Source organism: Streptomyces sp. NBC_00390 (assembly GCF_036057275.1).
Classification (GTDB): domain Bacteria; phylum Actinomycetota; class Actinomycetes; order Streptomycetales; family Streptomycetaceae; genus Streptomyces.
Genome location: NZ_CP107945.1, coordinates 7,537,698 through 7,557,447, shown reverse-complemented (window position 1 = coordinate 7,557,447; position 19,750 = coordinate 7,537,698). Strand labels below are relative to the sequence as shown.

The 19,750-nt window shown below is 72.2% G+C and carries 15 protein-coding genes; 12 read left to right on the top strand and 3 right to left on the bottom strand.

Annotated elements, in window-relative coordinates; translation table 11 throughout:
- Window positions 1-424 precede the first annotated feature (424 nt).
- Complete coding sequence (locus OHS70_RS33585; protein ID WP_328403777.1) at window positions 425-937, bottom strand: ATP-binding protein; 513 nt, start codon at window positions 935-937, stop codon at window positions 425-427.
- Between the two features lie 255 nt (window positions 938-1,192).
- Between OHS70_RS33585 and OHS70_RS33580 the strand changes: the two genes are divergently transcribed.
- From OHS70_RS33580 to OHS70_RS33570, 3 genes are read left to right on the top strand one after another with little or no spacing between them, the layout of a single operon-like run.
- Window positions 1,193-3,574 (top strand): ABC transporter ATP-binding protein/permease, encoded by a 2,382-nt coding sequence (locus OHS70_RS33580; protein WP_328403775.1) that lies wholly within the window; start codon window positions 1,193-1,195, stop codon window positions 3,572-3,574.
- 11 nt (window positions 3,575-3,585) lie between these two features.
- On the top strand, window positions 3,586-4,344 hold the full coding sequence (locus OHS70_RS33575; RefSeq protein ID WP_328403773.1) for a hypothetical protein: 759 nt from the start codon (window positions 3,586-3,588) through the stop codon (window positions 4,342-4,344).
- Complete coding sequence (locus OHS70_RS33570) at window positions 4,344-5,393, top strand: serine/threonine-protein kinase (protein WP_328403770.1); 1,050 nt, start codon at window positions 4,344-4,346, stop codon at window positions 5,391-5,393. Before OHS70_RS33575 ends, OHS70_RS33570 begins: the two co-directional genes overlap by 1 nt.
- Window positions 5,394-5,512: 119 nt before the next feature.
- On the opposite strand, the gene OHS70_RS33565 is transcribed toward OHS70_RS33570, so the two are convergent.
- Window positions 5,513-6,808 carry a streptophobe family protein gene (locus OHS70_RS33565; RefSeq protein ID WP_443062694.1) on the bottom strand — a complete coding sequence of 432 codons (1,296 nt, stop codon included), beginning with the start codon at window positions 6,806-6,808 and terminating at the stop codon, window positions 5,513-5,515.
- Between the two features lie 157 nt (window positions 6,809-6,965).
- Between OHS70_RS33565 and OHS70_RS33560 the strand changes: the two genes are divergently transcribed.
- The 7 genes from OHS70_RS33560 to OHS70_RS33530 all read left to right on the top strand — a co-directional run bounded on the left by OHS70_RS33560 (window position 6,966) and on the right by OHS70_RS33530 (window position 15,314).
- On the top strand, window positions 6,966-8,348 hold the full coding sequence (locus OHS70_RS33560; protein ID WP_443062693.1) for a DUF6777 domain-containing protein: 1,383 nt from the start codon (window positions 6,966-6,968) through the stop codon (window positions 8,346-8,348).
- A gap of 400 nt (window positions 8,349-8,748) precedes the next feature.
- Window positions 8,749-10,278, top strand: a complete 1,530-nt coding sequence (locus tag OHS70_RS33555) for a tannase/feruloyl esterase family alpha/beta hydrolase (protein WP_443062692.1) — start codon at window positions 8,749-8,751, stop codon at window positions 10,276-10,278.
- A gap of 55 nt (window positions 10,279-10,333) precedes the next feature.
- A complete protein-coding gene (locus OHS70_RS33550; RefSeq protein WP_328403768.1) occupies window positions 10,334-10,831 on the top strand; it encodes a peroxiredoxin in 498 nt (165 codons plus the stop codon).
- Between the two features lie 189 nt (window positions 10,832-11,020).
- Window positions 11,021-11,401, top strand: coding sequence for a DUF6479 family protein (locus tag OHS70_RS33545; RefSeq protein WP_328403766.1), 381 nt, complete (start codon window positions 11,021-11,023; stop codon window positions 11,399-11,401).
- A 267-nt stretch (window positions 11,402-11,668) separates the two neighbouring features.
- Window positions 11,669-12,220, top strand: a complete 552-nt coding sequence (locus tag OHS70_RS33540; RefSeq protein WP_328403764.1) for a 2Fe-2S iron-sulfur cluster-binding protein — start codon at window positions 11,669-11,671, stop codon at window positions 12,218-12,220.
- Window positions 12,217-13,224, top strand: a complete 1,008-nt coding sequence (locus tag OHS70_RS33535; protein WP_328403762.1) for an FAD binding domain-containing protein — start codon at window positions 12,217-12,219, stop codon at window positions 13,222-13,224. The genes OHS70_RS33540 and OHS70_RS33535 overlap by 4 nt, the downstream gene beginning before the upstream one ends.
- Window positions 13,221-15,314, top strand: coding sequence for a xanthine dehydrogenase family protein molybdopterin-binding subunit (locus tag OHS70_RS33530; protein ID WP_328403760.1), 2,094 nt, complete (start codon window positions 13,221-13,223; stop codon window positions 15,312-15,314). The genes OHS70_RS33535 and OHS70_RS33530 overlap by 4 nt, the downstream gene beginning before the upstream one ends.
- Window positions 15,315-15,358: 44 nt before the next feature.
- Here OHS70_RS33530 and OHS70_RS33525 read toward each other — a convergent pair whose 3' ends face one another.
- Complete coding sequence (locus tag OHS70_RS33525) at window positions 15,359-17,800, bottom strand: SpoIIE family protein phosphatase (protein ID WP_328403758.1); 2,442 nt, start codon at window positions 17,798-17,800, stop codon at window positions 15,359-15,361.
- Window positions 17,801-18,041: 241 nt separating this feature from the next.
- Here OHS70_RS33525 and OHS70_RS33520 point away from each other — a divergent pair, with 241 nt between their 5' ends.
- Together OHS70_RS33520 and OHS70_RS33515 are read left to right on the top strand one after the other, a co-directional pair.
- Window positions 18,042-18,965: a MurR/RpiR family transcriptional regulator gene (locus OHS70_RS33520; RefSeq protein ID WP_328403756.1), complete on the top strand. Its 924-nt coding sequence runs from the start codon at window positions 18,042-18,044 to the stop codon at window positions 18,963-18,965.
- A gap of 309 nt (window positions 18,966-19,274) precedes the next feature.
- Entirely contained in the window at window positions 19,275-19,664 is a 390-nt protein-coding gene (locus tag OHS70_RS33515) for a hypothetical protein (RefSeq protein WP_328403754.1), read from the top strand.
- Window positions 19,665-19,750 lie beyond the last annotated feature (86 nt).

Here is a 19,750-nt window from a genome sequence, read left to right as displayed (position 1 = left end):
CGCCGGAAGCAGACCCTGGCCGCACACGACCGGGAGTTCTAGGATGTGGCGGCCCGCTGCAAGGGCGGCGCCGCCTCGGGGCGACTGCATCCCCTCGCCGGAGAGCGGGGGCGCGGACGCACCGCAATCCCGAGTACCCGAACCGCGCCGACGACAGCAACGCCTCCAAGAGGCAGCTGCCGCCGGGTCCCGAGGCCGAGTGGAGCGGCGAGGCGCCGGCGCGTCGCATCACCAAGCTTTTCACCCGATCGGGTGAGTCCACCGTCCCGAGTGCCGGCGGGGCCTCGGCGGGGGCTCACCACGTTCGGCCACCCGAGGGACCGTGTGCGGATCGCCGAGTGGACGGACGGCTGTTCACCGTCTCCGACCCGTAGGCCGGGCCGTGTGTCACGGGGGAGAGTGCCGGGGCAGGGATGCGCGGGTCTCAGCGCACGGTTTCCGCAGGGCGGGCGGGTGCGTCGAACCGAAGGGCGGGCAATGAATCCGCCGGCAGGGTCTTGAACTCGGGCACCAGGGGCCGCGGCTGCGGGCGGCCGCGCAGGACCCGCTGCGCGGCCTTCACACGCCGGCTGAACCAGATCACCTTGCCCTCGTCCGTGCCGCACGTCCCCCAGCTGTCGCTCAGGGCCGCGACCTTGGCGAGACCGCCCTTGGACGGCGAGGACGAGTGCAGGCGTGGCAGCCGGCCGTCCCGGTCGGCGACCGATGCGATCAGGTGGCGGCCCGTCCAACGCAGCTCCACGACACAGGTCTTGTCACCCTCGACGTGCTCGACGACGTTGTCGATCAGTTCGTCGACGGCGCGACAGACCGGCGTGATGTGGGTCTCGAGGGTCCAGTGCCGAAGATGCGCCGCGAGTATGCGCCGGATCTGCGGAATCCGCTCCTTCGTGGCGGGCACTTCGATGTGGTAGTGACAGGCAACCGGGATGTTCATGACCGTGGCTCCTCCCGCGACGGCCCGTCATTCGCTTGCGGAACCCCGAGTACGAAGAGTGAGCCTGTGTCGCTTCTGGGTCACAGTCAGATTGCACCGCATCCCGCCCGGCGGCAACACGCGGCGCCCGCGGCCCGGCATGCACTGCCGCGAGCTGTCCCGGGGTGGCCGGGACAGCCTCGGCCGCCGGCCGCCCCCGACACGACAAGCCTGCTCGGCCGGGCAGGCAAAACGCCCACTCGATAGAATTCGGACATGCCAGAGCGGCCCAGTATGCCGACTGCCCCCGAACTCGTACTGGAGACGGACACGGGCTCCACCGTGATGATTCCGGACCGGGACTACCACGTCGGGCGTGATCCGCTGAGCGACATCGTCATCGACGATGCGCGCGTCTCCTGGCACCATGCCGTGCTCCGTGCGGTCGCCGACCACTGGACACTCGAGGACTCGGACAGCACCAACGGCACCTACGCGGACGGCCGCCGCATCCATGAGTCGGGCGTCGGCCCCGGCAGCGAGATCCGGTTCGGCAATCCGGCCGACGGCCCGCGAGTGGTGCTGATGGGACGTGAGCTCCCGCCCGCCTTCGCGGGGGCATCCCGGGCCGGGCCGGCGGCGGCCGCGCACCCCTCCTCCGTATCCACGCCGTCCGTGACGGGCACCTTCCGCCAGCCGACGAGTGTGCGGCCGCTGCCGGCCCGTACCGTGCGCATCGGGCGCGACGCCGACAACGAGCTGGTCATCGACGACCTCGTGGTCTCGCGCCGGCATGCCGAGCTGGAGTCGCACCCGGACGGCAGGTACGAGATCGTCGACCTCGGCAGTCACAACGGCACGTATCTCAACGGCCAGCCCGTCGACCGGGCTCGCGTGATGCCCGGCGACATCGTCGGTATCGGGCACTCGTCGTTCTGTCTGGTCGGCGATCAGCTGCAGGAGTTCGTCGACACCGGCGAGGTCTCGCTCGACGTCCAGGATCTGACCGTCTCGGTCGACGGCGGCCGCAAGACGCTCCTCGATCATGTGTCGTTCCCGGTCGGCGAGAAGTGTCTGCTCGCCGTGGTGGGGCCGAGCGGCGCCGGCAAGTCCACGCTCCTCAACGCCCTGACCGGGCTGCGCCCCGCCGACCAGGGCACCGTGCTCTACGACGGACGCGACCTCTACCGGGACTACGCGGAGCTGCGCCAGCGCATCGGCCTGGTCCCTCAGGACGACATCCTGCACTCGCAGCTGACCGTGCGCCGGGCCCTGTCATACGCTGCCGAGCTGCGCTTCCCGCAGGACACCGCGAAGGCCGAACGACTGGACAGGGTGGCTGAGGTGCTGCGCGAACTCGGTCTCGAGCAGCGGGCCGGACAGCCGATCCACTCCCTGTCCGGCGGTCAGCGCAAGCGCGTGAGCGTGGCGCTGGAGCTGCTGACGAAACCGTCGCTGCTGTTCCTCGACGAACCCACCTCGGGACTCGACCCGGGCATGGACCGCTCCGTCATGCACATGCTCCGCGGCCTCGCCGACGACGGCCGCACGATCATCGTGGTCACGCACAGCGTGCTGAGCCTGCAGGTCTGCGACCGGCTGCTGGTCCTGGCGCCGGGCGGCCGGATCGCCTACTACGGACCGCCCGGCGACACTCTCCCGTTCTTCGGATTCGAGCAGTGGCCGGAGGCGTTCGAGGCGTTCGAGAACGACCGTGAGCGCGACTGGGCGGGGACGTACCGCGCATCCCCGTTCCACCGCCAGTACATCGCGGGCGCCAGCGCGCAGCCGCAACTGCCGCGGCTCCCCGCCGCGGCCACCTCGGTCGCCCCACCGCCGAAGGCACACAGCTGGGGTGCCCAGCTGCGCACCCTGGTACGGCGCTACGCGGCCGCGCTGAGCGCCGACCGGACCTTCCTGGTGGTCATGATCGTGCTGCCGTTCGTGATGGGTGCGATGGCCCGGGCACTGGCCGGCAGCCGGCTCGACCGGGAGACGGCCATGAGCGCTCTGCTCATCCTGTGTGTCGGCGGCATGCTCACGGGCGCGGCCAACGCGGTGCGGGAACTGGTGAAGGAACGGGTGATCTACCAGCGGGAGCGGGCGGTCGGGCTGTCCAGATCCGCGTATCTGATGTCCAAGGTCGTGGTGCTGGGGACGATCACCGTGCTGCAGGCCGTCGTGCTGACCCTTGTCGCACTGGCCGGAGTCGATCTGAACGCGCCGGACGGCGAGGGCGTACTGATGCCCCCACTGGCCGAGATCACGCTGGCGGTCGCCCTGCTGTCGTGCACCGCGATGATGCTCGGGCTGCTGGTGTCCGCGCTGGTGCGCAAGGAGGAGGTCACCATGCCGCTGCTGGTCCTCCTCGCCATCGTTCAGGTCGTGTTCTGCGGAGCGCTGCTGGAGCTGCACGGCGTGCCCGGGGTGGAGCAGTTCTCGTGGCTGGTCCCCTCCCGGTGGGCACTGGCCGCCATGGCGTCGACGATCGGAGTGGCCTCGATCGCGCCGGGCAAACTGACCGGCGATCCGCTCTTCGAACATGCGACCGGGGTGTGGCTGCTCGACATGGGGATGCTGGTGGTGCTGTCGGTCGTCTTCGGGTTCGCGGTGGCGCGGCTGCTGCGCCGCCATGAGCCCGCGGTCATGCGGAGGTAGGTGCGCAGGTCATGACCACTGCCGAGTTCCGCCCCACTCATGTGGTGCCGCAGGCCGGGCTCCAGGCCTGGGAGGCCCCGGACGTGTCGCGGCCGACCGCGCCACTCGACCCGTTGCTGCCGGTACAGCTGGTGGAGCGCCGCGGGGAATGGGGGCAGATCCTGTGCGCCAACGGCTGGTCGGCCTGGGTGGACGGCCGCCTGCTGGTCGCCGTGCCGCAGGAACCCCCGGCGGCGGGGCAGCCGCTCGCCCGGACCGCAGACCCGAGACCACTGCTGGCCCGGGTCGGGGAGTCGTTGGCCCGCTACCGGACGGCGACAGAGGACCGTGCGGCCGGGCGAACCGACGGGGAGGGCTTCCGGCGCCGTACGCAAGGGTTGCGGGTGGGCATGGTCGTCGACGGCGAGTCGGTGTGGCTGTACGACGCCGAGCACGAGCGCTGGGTGTACTGCGACGGGATCCGGCTGAGCACCCTCGCGGCCGAGGCGGCCCCTTCGGCGTCCGCCGCACGGGGAGCGGCCCCGGCTCCTCCCGCGCCTCTGGTCGGTGAGGCGGAGGCCCCCGACGAGACCCAGGGCATCGACCCGGCACAGGTGGCCCGGTACGACGCCGGGGGCCAGGGGCGCGGCTCCGGCGCCGGGCCGGAGGCCGCGAAGTCGGATGCGGAGGCGGTGTCGGAGGCGAATGAGCCGACGCGCGTCGTGGACCGTGCCGAGGATTCCGCACCGCAGCCGCATCCGCATCCGCCCACGCGTCCCGGTGGCGCCTGATGGCACCCGACCCGCACGAGCAGTACCTGCCGGCCGGGCGCCCGTCCGAGCTCATCGGCAAGCAGATCGCGAACTACCTGGTCGAACGCGAGATCGGCCGCGGCGGCATGGCGGTCGTCTACCGGGCGAAGGATCTGCGGCTGGACCGCACGGTCGCCCTCAAGCTGCTGGCGCCCGAGCTGGCCCGCAACGACACCTTCCGCAAACGCTTCGCCCACGAGTCGCGGGCGGCGGCCGCGATCGACCATCCGCACATCGTGCCGGTCTTCGAGGCGGGCGAGACCGACGGGCTGCTCTACATCGCCATGCGGTACGTGCCGGGACAGGACCTGCGGGCCCTGCTGGACCGCCAGGGACCGCTGTCGGCGCGGATGGCGGGCCGTATCGCGGCCCAGGTGGCATCGGCGCTCGACGCCGCCCACGCACACGACCTGGTGCACCGGGACGTCAAGCCCGGCAACATCCTGGTTGCCGAGGGCACCGACAGCGACCACCCGGAGCATGTGTATCTGACCGACTTCGGGCTGACGAAGAAGTCGCTGTCCCTGTCCGGGATCACGACGGCGGGCGAGTTCGTCGGGACGCTGGACTATGTGGCACCGGAGCAGATCTCCGGGAAGCCGGTGGACGGCCGGTGCGATGTGTACAGCTTCGCCTGTGTCGTCCACGAGATGCTGACGGGGGCGCCGCCGTTCCAGCGCGACGACGACATGGCCCTGTTGTGGGCGCATCAGTACGATGCGGCGCCGTCACTGACCGCCAAGCGGCCCGATCTGCCGGCCGCCGTCGACGGTGTGATGGCGAAGGGGCTCGCCAAGATCCCCGACGACCGCTTCGACTCGTGCTCCCAGTTCGTGGCCGCGATGCGCGCCGCGGCGTCCGGAGGCACCGACGGCCCCCGGGTACGTGAGCCGACGGTGGTGGACGGGCTGGTCGCCAAAGAGGTACCGCCGGGTGCCCCGGCCGCGCCCCCCGCCCCGCCGCGCCCGCCCCACTGGGCTCTGCCGGTCTTCCCCGGCCTCGCCCGCCAGGCCTCTTCCCACCGATGAGGAGGCCGGATCGGTGACGGGGTCCGGTGCAGGGGCACATCAGGGGCCCGAAGGGCCAGGGACGTGCCCGGGCCGGCAGCTTGGCACCTGCCACACCGCACCCGCAGGCCGGCCACCGATCATTCGACTTCGCCGCGCCGGCGGACCGGCGAGGCGAGGAGGCTGCCGAGGAAGCCGGCGACCAGTCCCCACAGCGCGGCGAGCCCGAGCGCCGTCCACAGTTGCGGGCGCAGCAGGACCTCGCCGGAGAGGTTGCCGCCGAGATCGCCGAGCCCCAGCAGGGAGAGTCCGTAGTGCGCGGAGAGCCGGACGGTCAGGCAGATCATCAGGACGGTGAGGACGAGGGCGACGGCCAGGTGCAGGGCGTGCTGCCAGGCGCGCATCCGGGCCGGTGACCGTACCGCCATCACGAAGGCGGCGCCGAGCAGCAGGACCGCGGCCGCGGGGACGAGCCACCACACGTTCGCGTCCTGGTCGGCCAGCGACCGGATGTTCAGTGTGGAGACGTCCGGGGTGCGCAGTACGGCTTCCAGGACCTGCGGCATCGGGAGACCGAACGGGCCTTCGACCTTGCCTTCCCAGGTAGCGCCCAGTCCGAGGGTGAAGGCGAGCCAGACGAGGTTCGGCAGTCCGAGCAGGATCACGGCGAAGACGTCGCCGGCGTTGCCTCGGGTCGCGGCGACCACCAGGCCGATCACGACGCCCACCGCGACGCAGGCCAGCAGCAGCACGACCATGGCGAAGGCCGCCGGGCGCACGGACTCCTGGAAACGAACCAGCCCGGGGGGCAGCGGAGCGCGGCGTGAGACCAGGAGCGTGAGCACGAGCAGAGCGGCCAGCCACAGCAGTCCGAACACGACCGTGAGCGGAATGTCGGCGCGGAATCCCAGCCGGGGAGTCGCGTCCAGCAGGTCGCCGATGATCGCACCGGTCGGGTCCTCGATCGGGATCGTGAAGGTGTGGCTGGCAAGCGCCGAGAGTCCGATCAGCGCGAGCGCCCACAGCACCGCGATCCGCAGGGCCCAGCCCGCCAGTTCGCGGCCGCCCGCCACCGCACGGTGGCGCAGGGGCCGCAGGAACCCGGCCGCGATGACGAGGGCGCCGGCCAGTGACACCGACAGCGGCAGGACCGAGAGGTCGGCGCTGGTCTCCGCAATCGCTCCGGCGTCTCCGGCGATGTCCACCGAACCGCCGGCCGCCAGCACCACGACGGCCGCCGCGACATCGAGGAACGCGCCTTCGGGCAGCTCGGCCGCGCCTGCCGCCCACAGTCCGAGGGCGGCCGGGACGGCCATGGCCACGACGGCCGCCAGCACGGCCAGGAGGGCCTGCAGCCAGCCGTGCGCCGCATGTGACGCACGGCTGGTGGGCGTACCGGGACCTGGTCCGCTGCCGCTCCTTGGCTGCTCACTCACGCTGCCACGCTAAGCAGCGGTGTCCGGGCCCGCCCGCCGGGTGGGCCGACCGCGTCAGCTTGCGAGCCGCCCGGATCCGGAGCACACAATAGGCACGGTGCGTGACAAAGCGGGAGATCTTCTACCTTTTCCGCCTACCACACCGGGAAGAAGTGCTGTGAATTCCCAACCGCCGAACTCCCCACCTCCGAACTCCCGGCCGTCGGCCTCCCAGCCGCCGGACGGTCCCGCCGGTCCCCCGTCGGGCCCGCTGTCGGGTCCTTCCCGGCCGGAGGCCGCACCGCCACCGCCACCCAGCGGCGGCTCGGGCGGTTCGTCCGGCGGCGGACCGGCGGGGCCGCCGCCCGGTCCGGGCGGTACGTTCGGCGGCGGGCCGGCCGGGCCGCCGCCCGGCAGCGGGCCACAGCGCGGAGCTCCGGGGCCGGAGCCCGGCCCGCCCTGGTGGCGGTCGGTGCCGCGGATCGCCGCGATCGCCACGGCGCTGGTGGCCGCGTTGGTGCTGGCGGTTGTGCTCACCCGACCGGGCGGCGGATCCGGTGGCGAGAAGGAGCTCTTTCTCGAGGCAGCCTCGTCGACCGGTCCCGCTCCGTTCACCGAGTCGACGGTGAACGGCACGGCGCCGGCGACACCGACGGCGTCGCCGGCCGCGCCGAGCACCGCCGAGTCCGGCGCCAACGTCATCCGCAGCGTGCGGGGATCCGCGCCCGGCCTGTACGGCGGAACCCGCGACGTGGCCAGCTGCGACGTGGAGAAGCAGATCAGCGCCCTCGGCGCGGACCAGTCGAAGAACCGGGCGTTCGCCGAGGTCCTGGACATCGAGCCCGGCAGCGTACCCGCCTATCTGCGCTCGCTCACGCCCGTGCAGCTGCGCTGGGACACCCGGGTCACCAACCACGGTTACAAGGACGGATCGGCCACCAGCTATCAGGCGGTGCTGCAGGCCGGTACCGCCGTGCTGATCGACGAACGGGGAGTGCCCAGGGTGCGCTGCGCCTGCGGCAATCCGCTGCTGCCGCCGGTCGCCCAGAAGGGCACCCTGGAGCCGACGGGCGACTCCTGGCCCGGCTACCGCCCCTCGAACGTCGTGGTGGTGGCGCCCGCGGTCACGGAGGTGGAGAAGTTCGTCATCTACGACGCCGAGGACAAGAAGTGGTTGCAGCGTCCGGCGGGCGACACAGGCGGCAAGGACAAGGAGACGGCACCCCCGAAGAACGAGGCGTTGCCGTCCCCGGACGAGTCACCGCCCCACTCCCGGTGCCCTGCGGACGGGTCGGACAAGAGCTGTCCTCCGACCGGCGAGTCGCCGTCCTCCGAGTCCGGCTCCCCCGAATCGCCGTCCTCCGAGACGCCGAGCCCCAAGAAGCCGGCGTCCCCGCCCGGTGAGGGCACCTCGCCCGAGCCCGACTCGCCGCCCTCGGAGCCGGAGCCCGAGCCCGACTCGGTGCCGCAGTCGCCTCAAGAGGCTCCGCAGTCGACCGACCAGGCCCCGCAGTCCTCGGACGGATCGGCCCCGGCCTCCCCGGCGGAGCCCGCCTCCTGAGCAGTGCGTCCCGCGCGCGCAGCACCCCGCCGCAGCATCGGACCGGCCCGTAGCACCCCGGTACCCCGTCCCGCAACGGGGTGTGCACCGTCCTCGGCGCTCGTGTCCATGGGGTGCGTCACCATGGCCCGGCGGGCCCGCGGTTCCTACTGTGACCGGCATCCCAGTCGCCTGAGGGAGGTTCGGCTGCCCTTGTGTACAGACCGGCCCGTGCCGGGCAGGCCACGTCCGGCGGTGCGCCGTTCTCGCGGTCCCGGCGGGCTCCCCGCTCCGGCCCGGGCGCTCTGACGAGGCACGTCCTCCGGCCGGCCACCACCTCATCGCCGACGCCGCCCGCTCCTGAGTTCCCTTGTCCCTGAATCGCTGTGTCCCTGAATCGCCATGTCAACAGGAGTTCTTCGTGCCCTTCTCCCCGCCGTTGCGCCCTGACGTCCCCGGCCGCCTGCGCAGACCGGACGGTCCCCTCCACCGGACCGTACGCGCCGCGGGCGGCGCCGCGCTGCTGCTCACCCTGACGACCGTGCCGGCCGCAGGGATGCCCGCGGACGGTGCGACGGGGTCACCGCACTGCGCCCGGACGGCCCAGCTGAGGGTGCCGGGTGCGGAACGCCAAGTGGTGTCGTGCCTCGGCGAGTTGACCACGGCGGGAACGGTGGCCACGGGTCACACCGACAAGGCCGACTGGGCAGGGCTGACACCGGCGGGTCTGGCCACACCCACCGGAGTGCCCGGCATCCAGATCGACGGCTACTTCCCCGACCGCTCCACCACCAACACCAACCACGGCTGGAACCACGACGCGCAGTTCGTGATCCGGCTGCCCGACCGCTGGAACGGGGGCCTCGTCGTCGCGGGCTCACCCGGAGTGCGTGAGCAGTACGCGAACGACCGGGCGATCTCGGACTGGGTGCTGTCCCGCGGGTACGCCTTCGCCGCCACCGACAAGGGCAACACCTCGGCAGCCTTCCACCGTGACGGTGACGAGCCGGGCGAGGCGATCGCCGAGTGGAACGCCCGCGTCACCCAGTTGACCCGGGCGGCCCGCGCCGTCACCGCCCAGCGCTACCGCCGGCCGCCGTCCCGCACGCTGGCCACCGGCATGTCGAACGGCGGCTATCTGGTGCGCTGGCAGCTGGAGAACCATCCCGAGCTGTACGACGGCGGTGTCGACTGGGAGGGCACGCTGTGGCGCGGACGGGGGCCGAATCTGCTGACCTTCCTGCCGCCCGCACTGCGCAGCTATCCCGTGTACGCGGCGGGCGGCGCGGGCGCGACTCAGGCGCACGCGGAGATGGTCGCGGCCGGATATCCCGAGGGTTCGGAGTTCCTGTGGCCGTTCCACCACCAGTACTACTGGGATCTGACCCAGCGGATCTACCGGGAGGAGCTCGATCCCGGATTCGACGGGGCGACGGAGGCGGGGACGCCGTTCTGCGCGCCCGGCACTGCGGCCTGCGACGCCGACTACGACTACGCCGCCCGCCCGCGCGAGGTGCGCACCGCGGTGGACCGGATCGCGCTCACGGGCCGGATCGGAAAGCCGCTGATCACCCTGCACGGCACGCTGGATGTGCTGCTGCCGATCGGGCGTGACTCCGACGTGTACGCGCGGATGGTGCGCGACGCGGGCCGCGGCGGGCTGTTCCGCTACTACCGCATCGAAGGCGGCACCCATGTGGATTCGCTGTACGACGCCTTCCCGGACAGGCTGCGGCCGCTGACGCCGTGCCACCGCTCGGCGTTCACGGCTCTGGAGGGCTGGCTGGACAACGGCACGAAGCCGGCGCCCAGCCACACGGTGGCCCGCTCCCGGCCGGGCGGGCCCAACTCCGCCGATCCGCTGACCGACTGTCCGCTCGGAAGCCGTCAGGGACTTGGTGACAGTGCTGCGGGCGGGACCCGCGCGCAGCACTTCCCTACCGGGGAGTAAGAATGCTGGGAACACATGATGCCTTCCCGTACCCACGAGAGCAGCAGGAGTTCCCATGGCAGCAGCACCCGAAATCGGCGCGCCGGTCGCGGACTTCACCCTCCCCGGCGGGGTCCTGGTGGACGGAGCGCGCGACGGCGCGTTCGAGCGGCGCGACTTCTCGCTGCACGAGCAGCAGGGCAGGCCCCTGGTGCTCGCCTTCTACCCGGGCGACGACACGGCCGTGTGCACCAAGCAGCTGTGCTCGTACTCGAGCGGCCTGGAGACCTTCACCGACTGCGGCGCGGAGGTGTGGGGGATCAGCCCGCAGAGTGTCGACAGCCATGAGAGCTTCGCGCGCAAGTACGGACTGAGGATGCCGCTGCTCGCCGACACGGACCGGTCGGTGGCGCGCGCCTTCGGGGTCGCGGCGCCCGGGATCGGTCTGCGCCGGGCGGTCTTTCTGATCACCGCGGAGGGCACACTGCACTGGAAGCACGTGGGGCTGTTCGGGGCGACCTTCCAGTCGACGGACACGCTGGCCCGCCATCTCGCCACGCTTCAGGACGGCTGAGCGGTCCCGGTCCGCCCGGAAGGAGCACCCGGGACCCACGACGTGTGCGGGCCCGAGCCCGGCCTGCCGTGCCGCCCCGGCAGGCCCGGCGCCCCGGGCGAGGCGGCCCGAGCCCCCGGGTGCGGTCCGGATGGGCGATCCCTTCCCCCTCCTGGCGGATATACGGCTCAGAGCGGGTACCCGCCCCATATGGTCACTTTCAGCTCTTCGGCCGCTGACGCACCCAGCTTCCTCGCCGCCGGCGAGGGGGCGCCTGCAGTCATCGTGTTCTCCCTCATCGTCATCGGGCTGCTGGTGCTGCTCGTCTGGGTCGTCATGGAAATGGGCCGCCGGCGGCGCGACACCGCGCCGCAACGGGAGGAGATCCCGAAGCCGCCCGAACACGGGACCCACATCGAGAGCCGCCGCGAGCCCGACGCCTTCGAGCCCGACGAACAGCTGTGGCCGCACGAGATGCCGGGTTACGGGAACCTGCCCAGCCGGCCCGCGCCGGAGCCGGAACCGCCGAAGCCCCCGCGGGACTCCGACGACAGCGGCGGCACCGGCGGCACCGGCGGACAGGGCGGCTGAGCCGAAGGACACCGCCACACCGGCCGCGACCACACCTGGGCCGGCGGGCCCCGTGTACGTGCGCCGGCGGGCCCCAGGTGGCGGCCCGGCCGGCACCGTGCTCCCGCGCGCTCCTTCACGGCCGGTACGCCACGCCACGCGCTGCGGACCCGCCGGGAACGGCCGTTCCGAGCCTCGCCGCAGGGCGTGAGCGACAAGAGCGCACGATCGCCGCCGGGCTGATAGGACAGGACAGAACGATCGAAACCGGACCGAGGGGAACGCGCCGTGGATCCGACCACCGAGCCACCGGGCGCCGCGGGCGCTCATCGCTCCCCGGTCGCCCTGCACGTCAACGGGACCGCGCACACGCTGACCCTCGACCACCGCACCACCGTCCTGGACGCGCTGCGCGAGCACCTGGATCTGACCGGCACCAAGAAGGGCTGTGACCACGGCCAGTGCGGTTCCTGCACCGTGCTGGTCGACGGACGGCGCGCGAACAGCTGTCTGCTCCTGGCCATCGCGCACGACGGCGCGCGCATCACCACCGTCGAAGGTCTCGCCGGTGACGGGCGGCTGCACCCCCTGCAGGAGGCGTTCGTCGCGCGGGACGCCCTGCAGTGCGGCTACTGCACACCCGGCCAGCTCTGTTCCGCCGTCGGCATGCTGGCCGAGGCGGCGGACGGCCGGCCCTCTCTGGTGACCGATCCGCACCGTCCCTCCTCCGAGCCGGTCGTTCTGACCCGGTCGGAGATCCAGGAGCGGATGAGCGGCAATCTGTGCCGCTGCGGCGCCTATCCCGGCATCGTGGCGGCGATCGAGGACGTGGCACCGTGAAGCCGTTCGCCTATCTCCGTCCCGACAGCCCCGCGGAGGCGGTCGCCGCCTTTGCCGGGCGGCCCGGTGCCCAGTACCTGGCAGGCGGCACCAACCTCGTCGACCTGATGAAGCTCGGCGTCGCCACGCCGGAGGTGCTGATCGACGTCGGCGGGCTGCCGATGGACCACATCGACGTCACACCGGACGGCGGTCTCCTGGTCGGCGCGAATGTCCGCAACAGCGACCTCGCCGCGCATCCGGTGGTCCGCAGTCGCTACACCGCACTGTCCCAGGCGCTGCTGGCCGGAGCTTCGGGGCAGCTCCGCAACACCGCCACGACCGGCGGCAACCTGCTTCAGCGCACCCGGTGCACGTACTTCCAGGACATCGCCAAGCCCTGCAACAAGCGCGCCCCGGGAACCGGTTGCCCCGCGCGCGACGGCGTCCATCGCGATCTCGCGGTGCTCGGCCACTCCGAGCACTGCGTCGCGACGCACCCCTCGGACATGGCGGTGGCTCTGGCCGCCCTGGACGCCGCGGTCCATGTGCAGGGGGTGGCGGGAGAGCGCCGCCTCCCGGTCCGTGATCTGCACCGGCTGCCCGGCGACCATCCCGAGTCGGACACCGTGCTGAGTCCCGGCGAGCTGATCACCGCGGTGGAGCTGCCGCCCCGCCCCGCCGGGGAGCGCACCGCTTACCGCAAGGCCCGCGACCGCGCCTCGTACGCCTTCGCGCTCGTCTCGGTGGCCGCGGTGCTCGACGTCCACGACGGCACCGTCCGCGGCGCCGCGCTGGCGTTCGGCGGGCTGGCCCACCGGCCGTGGCGGGCCGCCGCGGCCGAGGCGGCGCTCGCCGGGGCGCCTGCCACGCGGGAGTCCTTCGTGCGCGCCGCGGACACCGCGCTCGACGGGGCGCTGCCGCTGCGCGACAACGGGTTCAAGGTGCCGCTCGCCCGCAATCTGGCCGTCGCTGTGCTGACCGGCCTGGCCACGGACGCACAGGACGGTGAGGGCACGTCATGACCGGGACTTCCGCCGCCATCGGCACCGGCGCCGTACGGCGTGAGGCCCGCGAGAAGGTCACCGGTGCGGCCCGGTACGCCGCCGAGCAGTCACATCCCGGCCGCGCCTACGCCTGGCCCGTCCCGGCCACGGTCGCCCGCGGCCGGGTCATGGCCTTCGACACCGAGGCGGCCTCGGCACTGCCCGGTGTGCTCGCGGTGCTCACCCATGAGAACGCGCCGCGGCTCCGGCCGCCGGACGATCCCACGCTCGCGGTCCTCCAGGACGCCGAGGTACCGCACCGGGGCTGGTACGTCGCCCTGGTGGTCGCCGACACCCTGGAGGCCGCCCGCGCGGGGGCCGATGCGGTGCGCGTGGCGTACGACACCGAGGAGCACGATGTGCACCTCAGGCCGGACCATCCGGGCATCTACACGCCCGACACGGTCAACGGCGGCTTCCCCGCGGTGCGCGAACGCGGCGATTTCGACGCGGCCTTCGCCGCGGCCGCCGTGCGTATCGACGCCACGTACACCGTGACGGCTCTGCACAACCACCCCATGGAGCCGCATGCCTCGACCGCCCGCTGGGACGACAGCCGGCTGACCGTGCACGACACGGCCCAGGGATCCACCGTGGTACGGGATGTGCTCGCGCGGCTGTTCGGGCTGGACAAGCAGCAGGTCACCGTCGTCTCCGAGCATGTCGGCGGCGGCTTCGGCTCCAAGGGGACACCTCGTCCGCAGCTGGTGCTCGCGGCCATGGCCGCACGCCACACCGACCGGCCGGTGACCCTCGCGCTCCCCCGGCGTGAGCTCGCCGCGGTCGTGGGACACCGCGCGCCGACGCTGCACCGGGTACGGCTCGGGGCCGGCCGGGACGGTGTGATCGACGCGCTGGCCCACGAGGTCGTCACGCAGACCTCGCGTATCAAGGAGTTCGTGGAGCAGGCGGCCGTGCCGGCCAGGGTCATGTACACCTCGCCGAACAGCCGTACGGTCCACCGGCTGGCCGCTCTGGACGTGCCGAGCCCCTCCTGGATGCGTGCGCCGGGTGAGACACCGGGGATGTTCGCGCTGGAGTCGGCGATGGACGAACTCGCCGTGGCCACCGGGGTCGATCCCGTGCAGTTGCGGCTGCGCAACGACACGGACACCGAGCCCGACAGCGGCCGCCCCTTCAGCAGCCGCAATCTCGCCGCCTGTCTGAGGGAGGGGGCCCGGCGGTTCGGCTGGGACCAGCGCGATCCACGGCCGGGCGTGCGCCGGGAGGGGGATCTGCTGCTGGGGTCGGGCGTCGCGTCGGCCACGTACCCCGTGTTCCTCGCCCCCTCCAGGGCGAGTGCGCACGCCGGCCGGGACGGCACGTACCTCGTGCGTATCAACGCCACGGACATCGGCACCGGCGCGCGTACCGTGCTCGCCCAGGTCGCGGCCGATGTGCTCGGCGTGCCGCTGGATGCGGTGCGCGTCGACATCGGCAGCAGCGATCTGCCGGCCGCGGTGCTGGCGGGCGGCTCGGCGGGCACCGCCTCCTGGGGGTGGGCCGTGCACAAGGCGTGCTCGCAGCTTGCCGCCCTGCTCGCCGAACGGTCCGGTGCTCTGCCGCCCGAGGGGCTGACCGTCTCGGTGGACACCAAGGAGGAGACGAGCGGGGAATCACCCTTCGCCCGGCACGCGTTCGGCGCCCACTTCGCCGAGGTGCAGGTGGACACGGTGACCGGCGAGGTGCGGGTACGCCGGCTGCTCGGTGTGTACGCGGCCGGCCGCATCCTCAACTCCCGTACGGCGCGGTCCCAGTTCGTCGGAGGGATGACGATGGGCCTCGGTATGGCTCTGATGGAGAGCAGCACGATGGACGCGGCTTTCGGGAACTACGCGGAGTGCGATCTCGCCTCCTACCACGTGCCGGTGAGCGCGGACGTGCCCGCGATCGAGGCGCACTGGATCGCCGAGGACGACCCGCACCTCAACCCGATGGGCAGCAAGGGCATCGGCGAGATCGGTATCGTCGGCACGGCCGCCGCCATCGCCAACGCCGTCCATCACGCGGTGGGTGTGCGGCTGCGGGAACTGCCCCTCACTCCCGACCGGCTCCTTCAGCATCTGTGAAACAGCCCTGAAGCCGAACCCGCGCGACGGCATGCGGCCTTCGCTCACTCGTGGCCGGGGTCCCTGCGGGGCCAGCGGGCGCCGAGCAGCAGCGCGATGTCGTCGGGGCGGTCGACCTCCTGGCGTGCCTCGTTGATCAGGCGGTCGGCCGTCTCCGCGAGGGTGTACGTGCTCATGTCCGCGAGGGCGCCGCGCAGCCGCTCGATGCCGAGATCGATGTCGGCGCCCGGTTGCTCGACCAGTCCGTCGGTGTACAGCGCGAGCAGCGCACCTGGCTCGAGCTGCAGCTCGGCGATGGGGTAGCTGGCCATTCCGTCGACGCCGAGGACCACGCCGCCGGCCAGGTTCAGCACCTCGGTTCTGCCGTCGGGATGGCGCAGCAGCGGCTGCAGATGACCGGCCCGCACCGCTTGGGCGAGGCCGGTTCCGGGGTCGAGGGTGACATAGCAGCAGCTCGCGAACTGGCCCGGGTCGAGGTCGATGAGCAGCCGGTTGGTGCCGCTCATCACTTCCCTCGGCTCGAAGCCGCTGAGCGCGAACGCCCGGACGGCGCTGCGCAGTTGGCCCATGGTGGCGGCGGCGGCGACACCGTGTCCCTGTACGTCGCCGATGACCAGGGCGAGTCCGCGGCCGGTCTCGATGACGTCGTACCAGTCCCCGCCGACCTCCATGCCCTGGGTGCCGGGCAGATACCGTCCGACGGTGTCGAAGTGCTCGACCACGGGCAGCCGGTGGGGCAGCAGCGCGTTCTGCAGGCCGCGGGCGAGGGCGGCTTCGCTGTCGTAGCGCTGGGCCCGCTCCAGGGCCTGGGCGATGAGTCCGGCGAGCGCGGTGAGGACCGTGCGCTCCTCGGGGCTGAAGCCCCGGGGATGGTCGAAGCCGAGGATGCAGGAACCGACCGGCCTGCCGGAGGCGATCAGCGGCAGGAACGCCCGGGCACCGACGCTGGCGTCCAGGGGGATGCCCGGATACGCGTCGGCGAGCCGCTGCATGGACTCGAAGAAGATCGGCCGGCCGCTGGTGAGCGTCTCGACGCCCGGCAGCTGGGCCTCCATGGAAACGCCGTCGAAGCGGTCGAGGAAGCCGCGGGGGAAGCCGGTCTCCCACGCCAGATAGAGATGCCGCTCGTTCAGGAGGTAGATCGCGAGCTGGCGGCCGCCGAACGCCGGCAGCAGCTCCTCCGTGACCACGGCGGAGACCTGACGTGCTGTCACTGCCTCGGTGAGCGCGATGGCGAGGGCGACCGGCCGGTACAGCGCCACCGCCCGGTCGGCCGTGGACCCGAGACCGAGGCCGGGCACGATGACCGACTCCGGGGTGTACGCGGGCGGTTCCTGTCCTTCGAGCTCGACGGTGAGTCCCTCACGCCCCGAGTGGAGGGAGGCCGACAGCCACGTCCCGCTCGGCGTCCTGGTCTGGAAGCGCACGGGGTCCCTCGTCATCAACGCCGCCCGGTAGTGGTCGTCGTGGCCGGCCTGGCCCAGCCACGGCAGCGCGTCCCACAGCACCCGTCCGACCAGTTCGTCGCGGGCATGCCCGAGCAGTTTCTCGGCATTGCGGTTGACGTAGGTGATCCGTCCGAGACGGTCGAGAGTGAAGACGCCCTGCGGAAGCCGGTCCGCTGCCTGGGAGACCACGGGCGTCGTGCCGAGGTCGACCAGGAGCCCGGTCAGCCGGATGCCCTCTGCCCCGGCGGGCGGGTCGACGCGGCGGCCGGACACCTCGAGCACATGCGGTCGCCCGTCCGGCCCGTTCAGACGCATTCTGCGGGACACCGGCCGGTCCGACTCGGCCGCCTGCCGGGCGATCGCCCAGAGGCCGTACGCGTCCTCGGGTGCCAGGCGCTCCGCCAAGGCCCAGACGGTGCCGGGGAATTCGGCGGGGTCCATGCCGAGAATCGCGCACAGCCCCTCGTCGGCGCGCACGGCGCCGGTGTCGATGTTCCAGTCGAAGCGGCCGACCTGTACCGGAGGCGCCGTGCGCACGGGCAGTGTGACGGCCACCGCCTCCCCGTCCCACTCGACCCGGGAACCCTTCTCGCCGATGGCAGTCAGCATCGCGCCGAGCCCCTTCCCTGTGCCGATCATCTGGGCACGGTCGGCCTTGTCGATCGGCACGCCGGGGGTGGCAGGCCGCAGCACGGCCATCACACCGAACTTCTCGTGCTCGCTGATGATCGGCACGTACAGCGACCCGAAGGGGAAGGGCAGACCCGCCATCAGCTGCGGGTAGCGGCGCATGGACTCCTCGGCATCGCCGAGGAACACGGGCTGGCCCGAGCGGTACACGTCGGACAACGGGAACGGGCGGTTCACATGCATACGCGTCCAGGGACGGAACAGCTGGGTGGGGAGCCCGGCGACCACCGCCAGCCGCAGCAGCCCCGGTGTGCTGGAGCGCATGTACACTCCGCCGGCGAAGCCCCCGACGGCTTCGATCGCGGCCACCTCGGCCTGCGCGATCGCAAGGGCCACTTCATCGGGCACGGGTGCTCCCCCCGTCTGCCGCCGCCGCCACAGCACCGGCAGCGTCGTGTGGCGTGCGCCGGGCCGCGCCGAACCAGGTCACACTGCCAGCATGCTCCCCGGCTGCCGCGCAGCGCATCCTTTCGCCCGGCGGCCGAGCGGGCGACCGTGCCGGGCGGTTTCGCGCGAGCCGACGTTCATGGGGGCGGCCACGGTGAGTGAGCTATGTTGAACACGAGCGTCACGAGAAGGAGGCACACCGGTGCCATCAGGGCAGCAGGCACGTGCGCAGGCGGCTGCGATCACGCCGGGAGGGAAGGCTGCGGACCACGAGCCCGCCCCGGCTGACCGGGTGCGCGCACTGTTCGGCGGCCATCGGCTGTCCCCCGGGCAGCGGCGCATCGCCCAGTACCTGATCGACCACCTGACCGAGGCCGCCTTCCTGTCCATCACGGAGCTCGCGGAGCGGGTCGGTGTGAGCCAGCCATCGGTGACCCGGTTCGCGACCTCGCTGGGGTTCAGCGGCTACCCGGCGCTGCGGGACGTGCTGCAGCCCATCGCGCTGAGTGCGGTGGCCGGTTCGCCGGAGACCCGGGAGCAGATCCGCCGCAACGAACTGCAGGCGGCCGTCGATGCCGAGATCGAGAACCTGGAGAGTCTGCGCCGGCTGCTCGCCGACACCAATCAGGTGCTGGACATCGGCCGCGAGCTGGCCCGTTCGGTGCCGCTGACGATCCTGGGCCTTCGCATCTCGGTGTCGCTGGCCGAGTACTTCGCCTACGCGGCACGTCGCATCCATCCCGACGTGCGCCTGGTGACACGTGGCGGCAGCGTGGCGTACGACGGGCTGTTGCAGTCCCGGGCCGCGGGCGGGACATGGGTGCTGGCGTTCGCGATGCCCCGCCATGCCAACGAGACGCTGGCGGCGGTACGGGCCGCCCGCAGCACCGGGCTGCGGGTGGCGCTGATCACCGATCTGACGCTCGGCCCGCTGGTGGACGAGGCGGACGTGGCATTGACCGCCGGCACCGGGTCGCGGCTGGTGTTCGACTCGTACGCGGCTCCGGGGGTGCTGTCCGCCGCCGTGCTGCAGGCCATGGCGGATGCGGACCCGGAGCGGACGCAGGCGCGGCTCGAGGGGTACGAGCAGGTCGCCGATCAGCACAAATTCTTCCTCGAAGACTGATTTCACCCACTCCGTGCAGTGAGATTTTCATGCCCGGGCATGCATGAAATTTTTCATACTCTTGCTTACTCGACGGTATATATATTTACTGCACATGGCGGCCGGGTCCCCCGATGCCACGGAGAGCGAGACCCACGCCCTCACAGAACCGAACACCCGGGCACGACGCTCCCTCCTCGCGCCGCGCCTGGTGTTCAATCCGGGCCTTCGCACCCTGCGGAGCGCCCATTGGCGGCCTCGGTCAACCCCTGGGCCGAGGCCGCCAACACTCTCTTGACCAGAGTTCGGCACCATCCGGAAGCGACGCCCATGTCCCAGACGACCCTCACCACGCTCAGCCCGGACTGGCCCTGCCAGGTCAAGGCCCCCGGGTCCCATGACTGGGAGCGCACGGCCGCCCGATGGCTGCGGGACCTGCTGCCGGCCCGCTACGCCGCATACTCGCCGCTCAACCGCCACCACATACTTCTCGCCCGCCATGCGCAGCTTCAGCTTCAGCACGAGATGCGCGCGGTGCGGGTGGCACTGCAGACGTCCCGGGCCGAACTGCCCACGCTGGGTGTGGCCGAGGCGGTCATCGAGAACACGATCCGGATGTACGCGATCGAGCTGGAGCAGCTGGGCCGTCTCGCCCGCGGCGTCCGGCTCGTCACCGAAGCGCTCCTGACGACGGGCGGCGCCGCGCACCGCAGGCGGTAGGGCCTGCCCTTCCGATACGGCCTGTCCTTCTGATCCGGTCCGATCCGGGAGAGGGGCCCTGGGGCGCCCCTGGCTGTCCTCGAGGG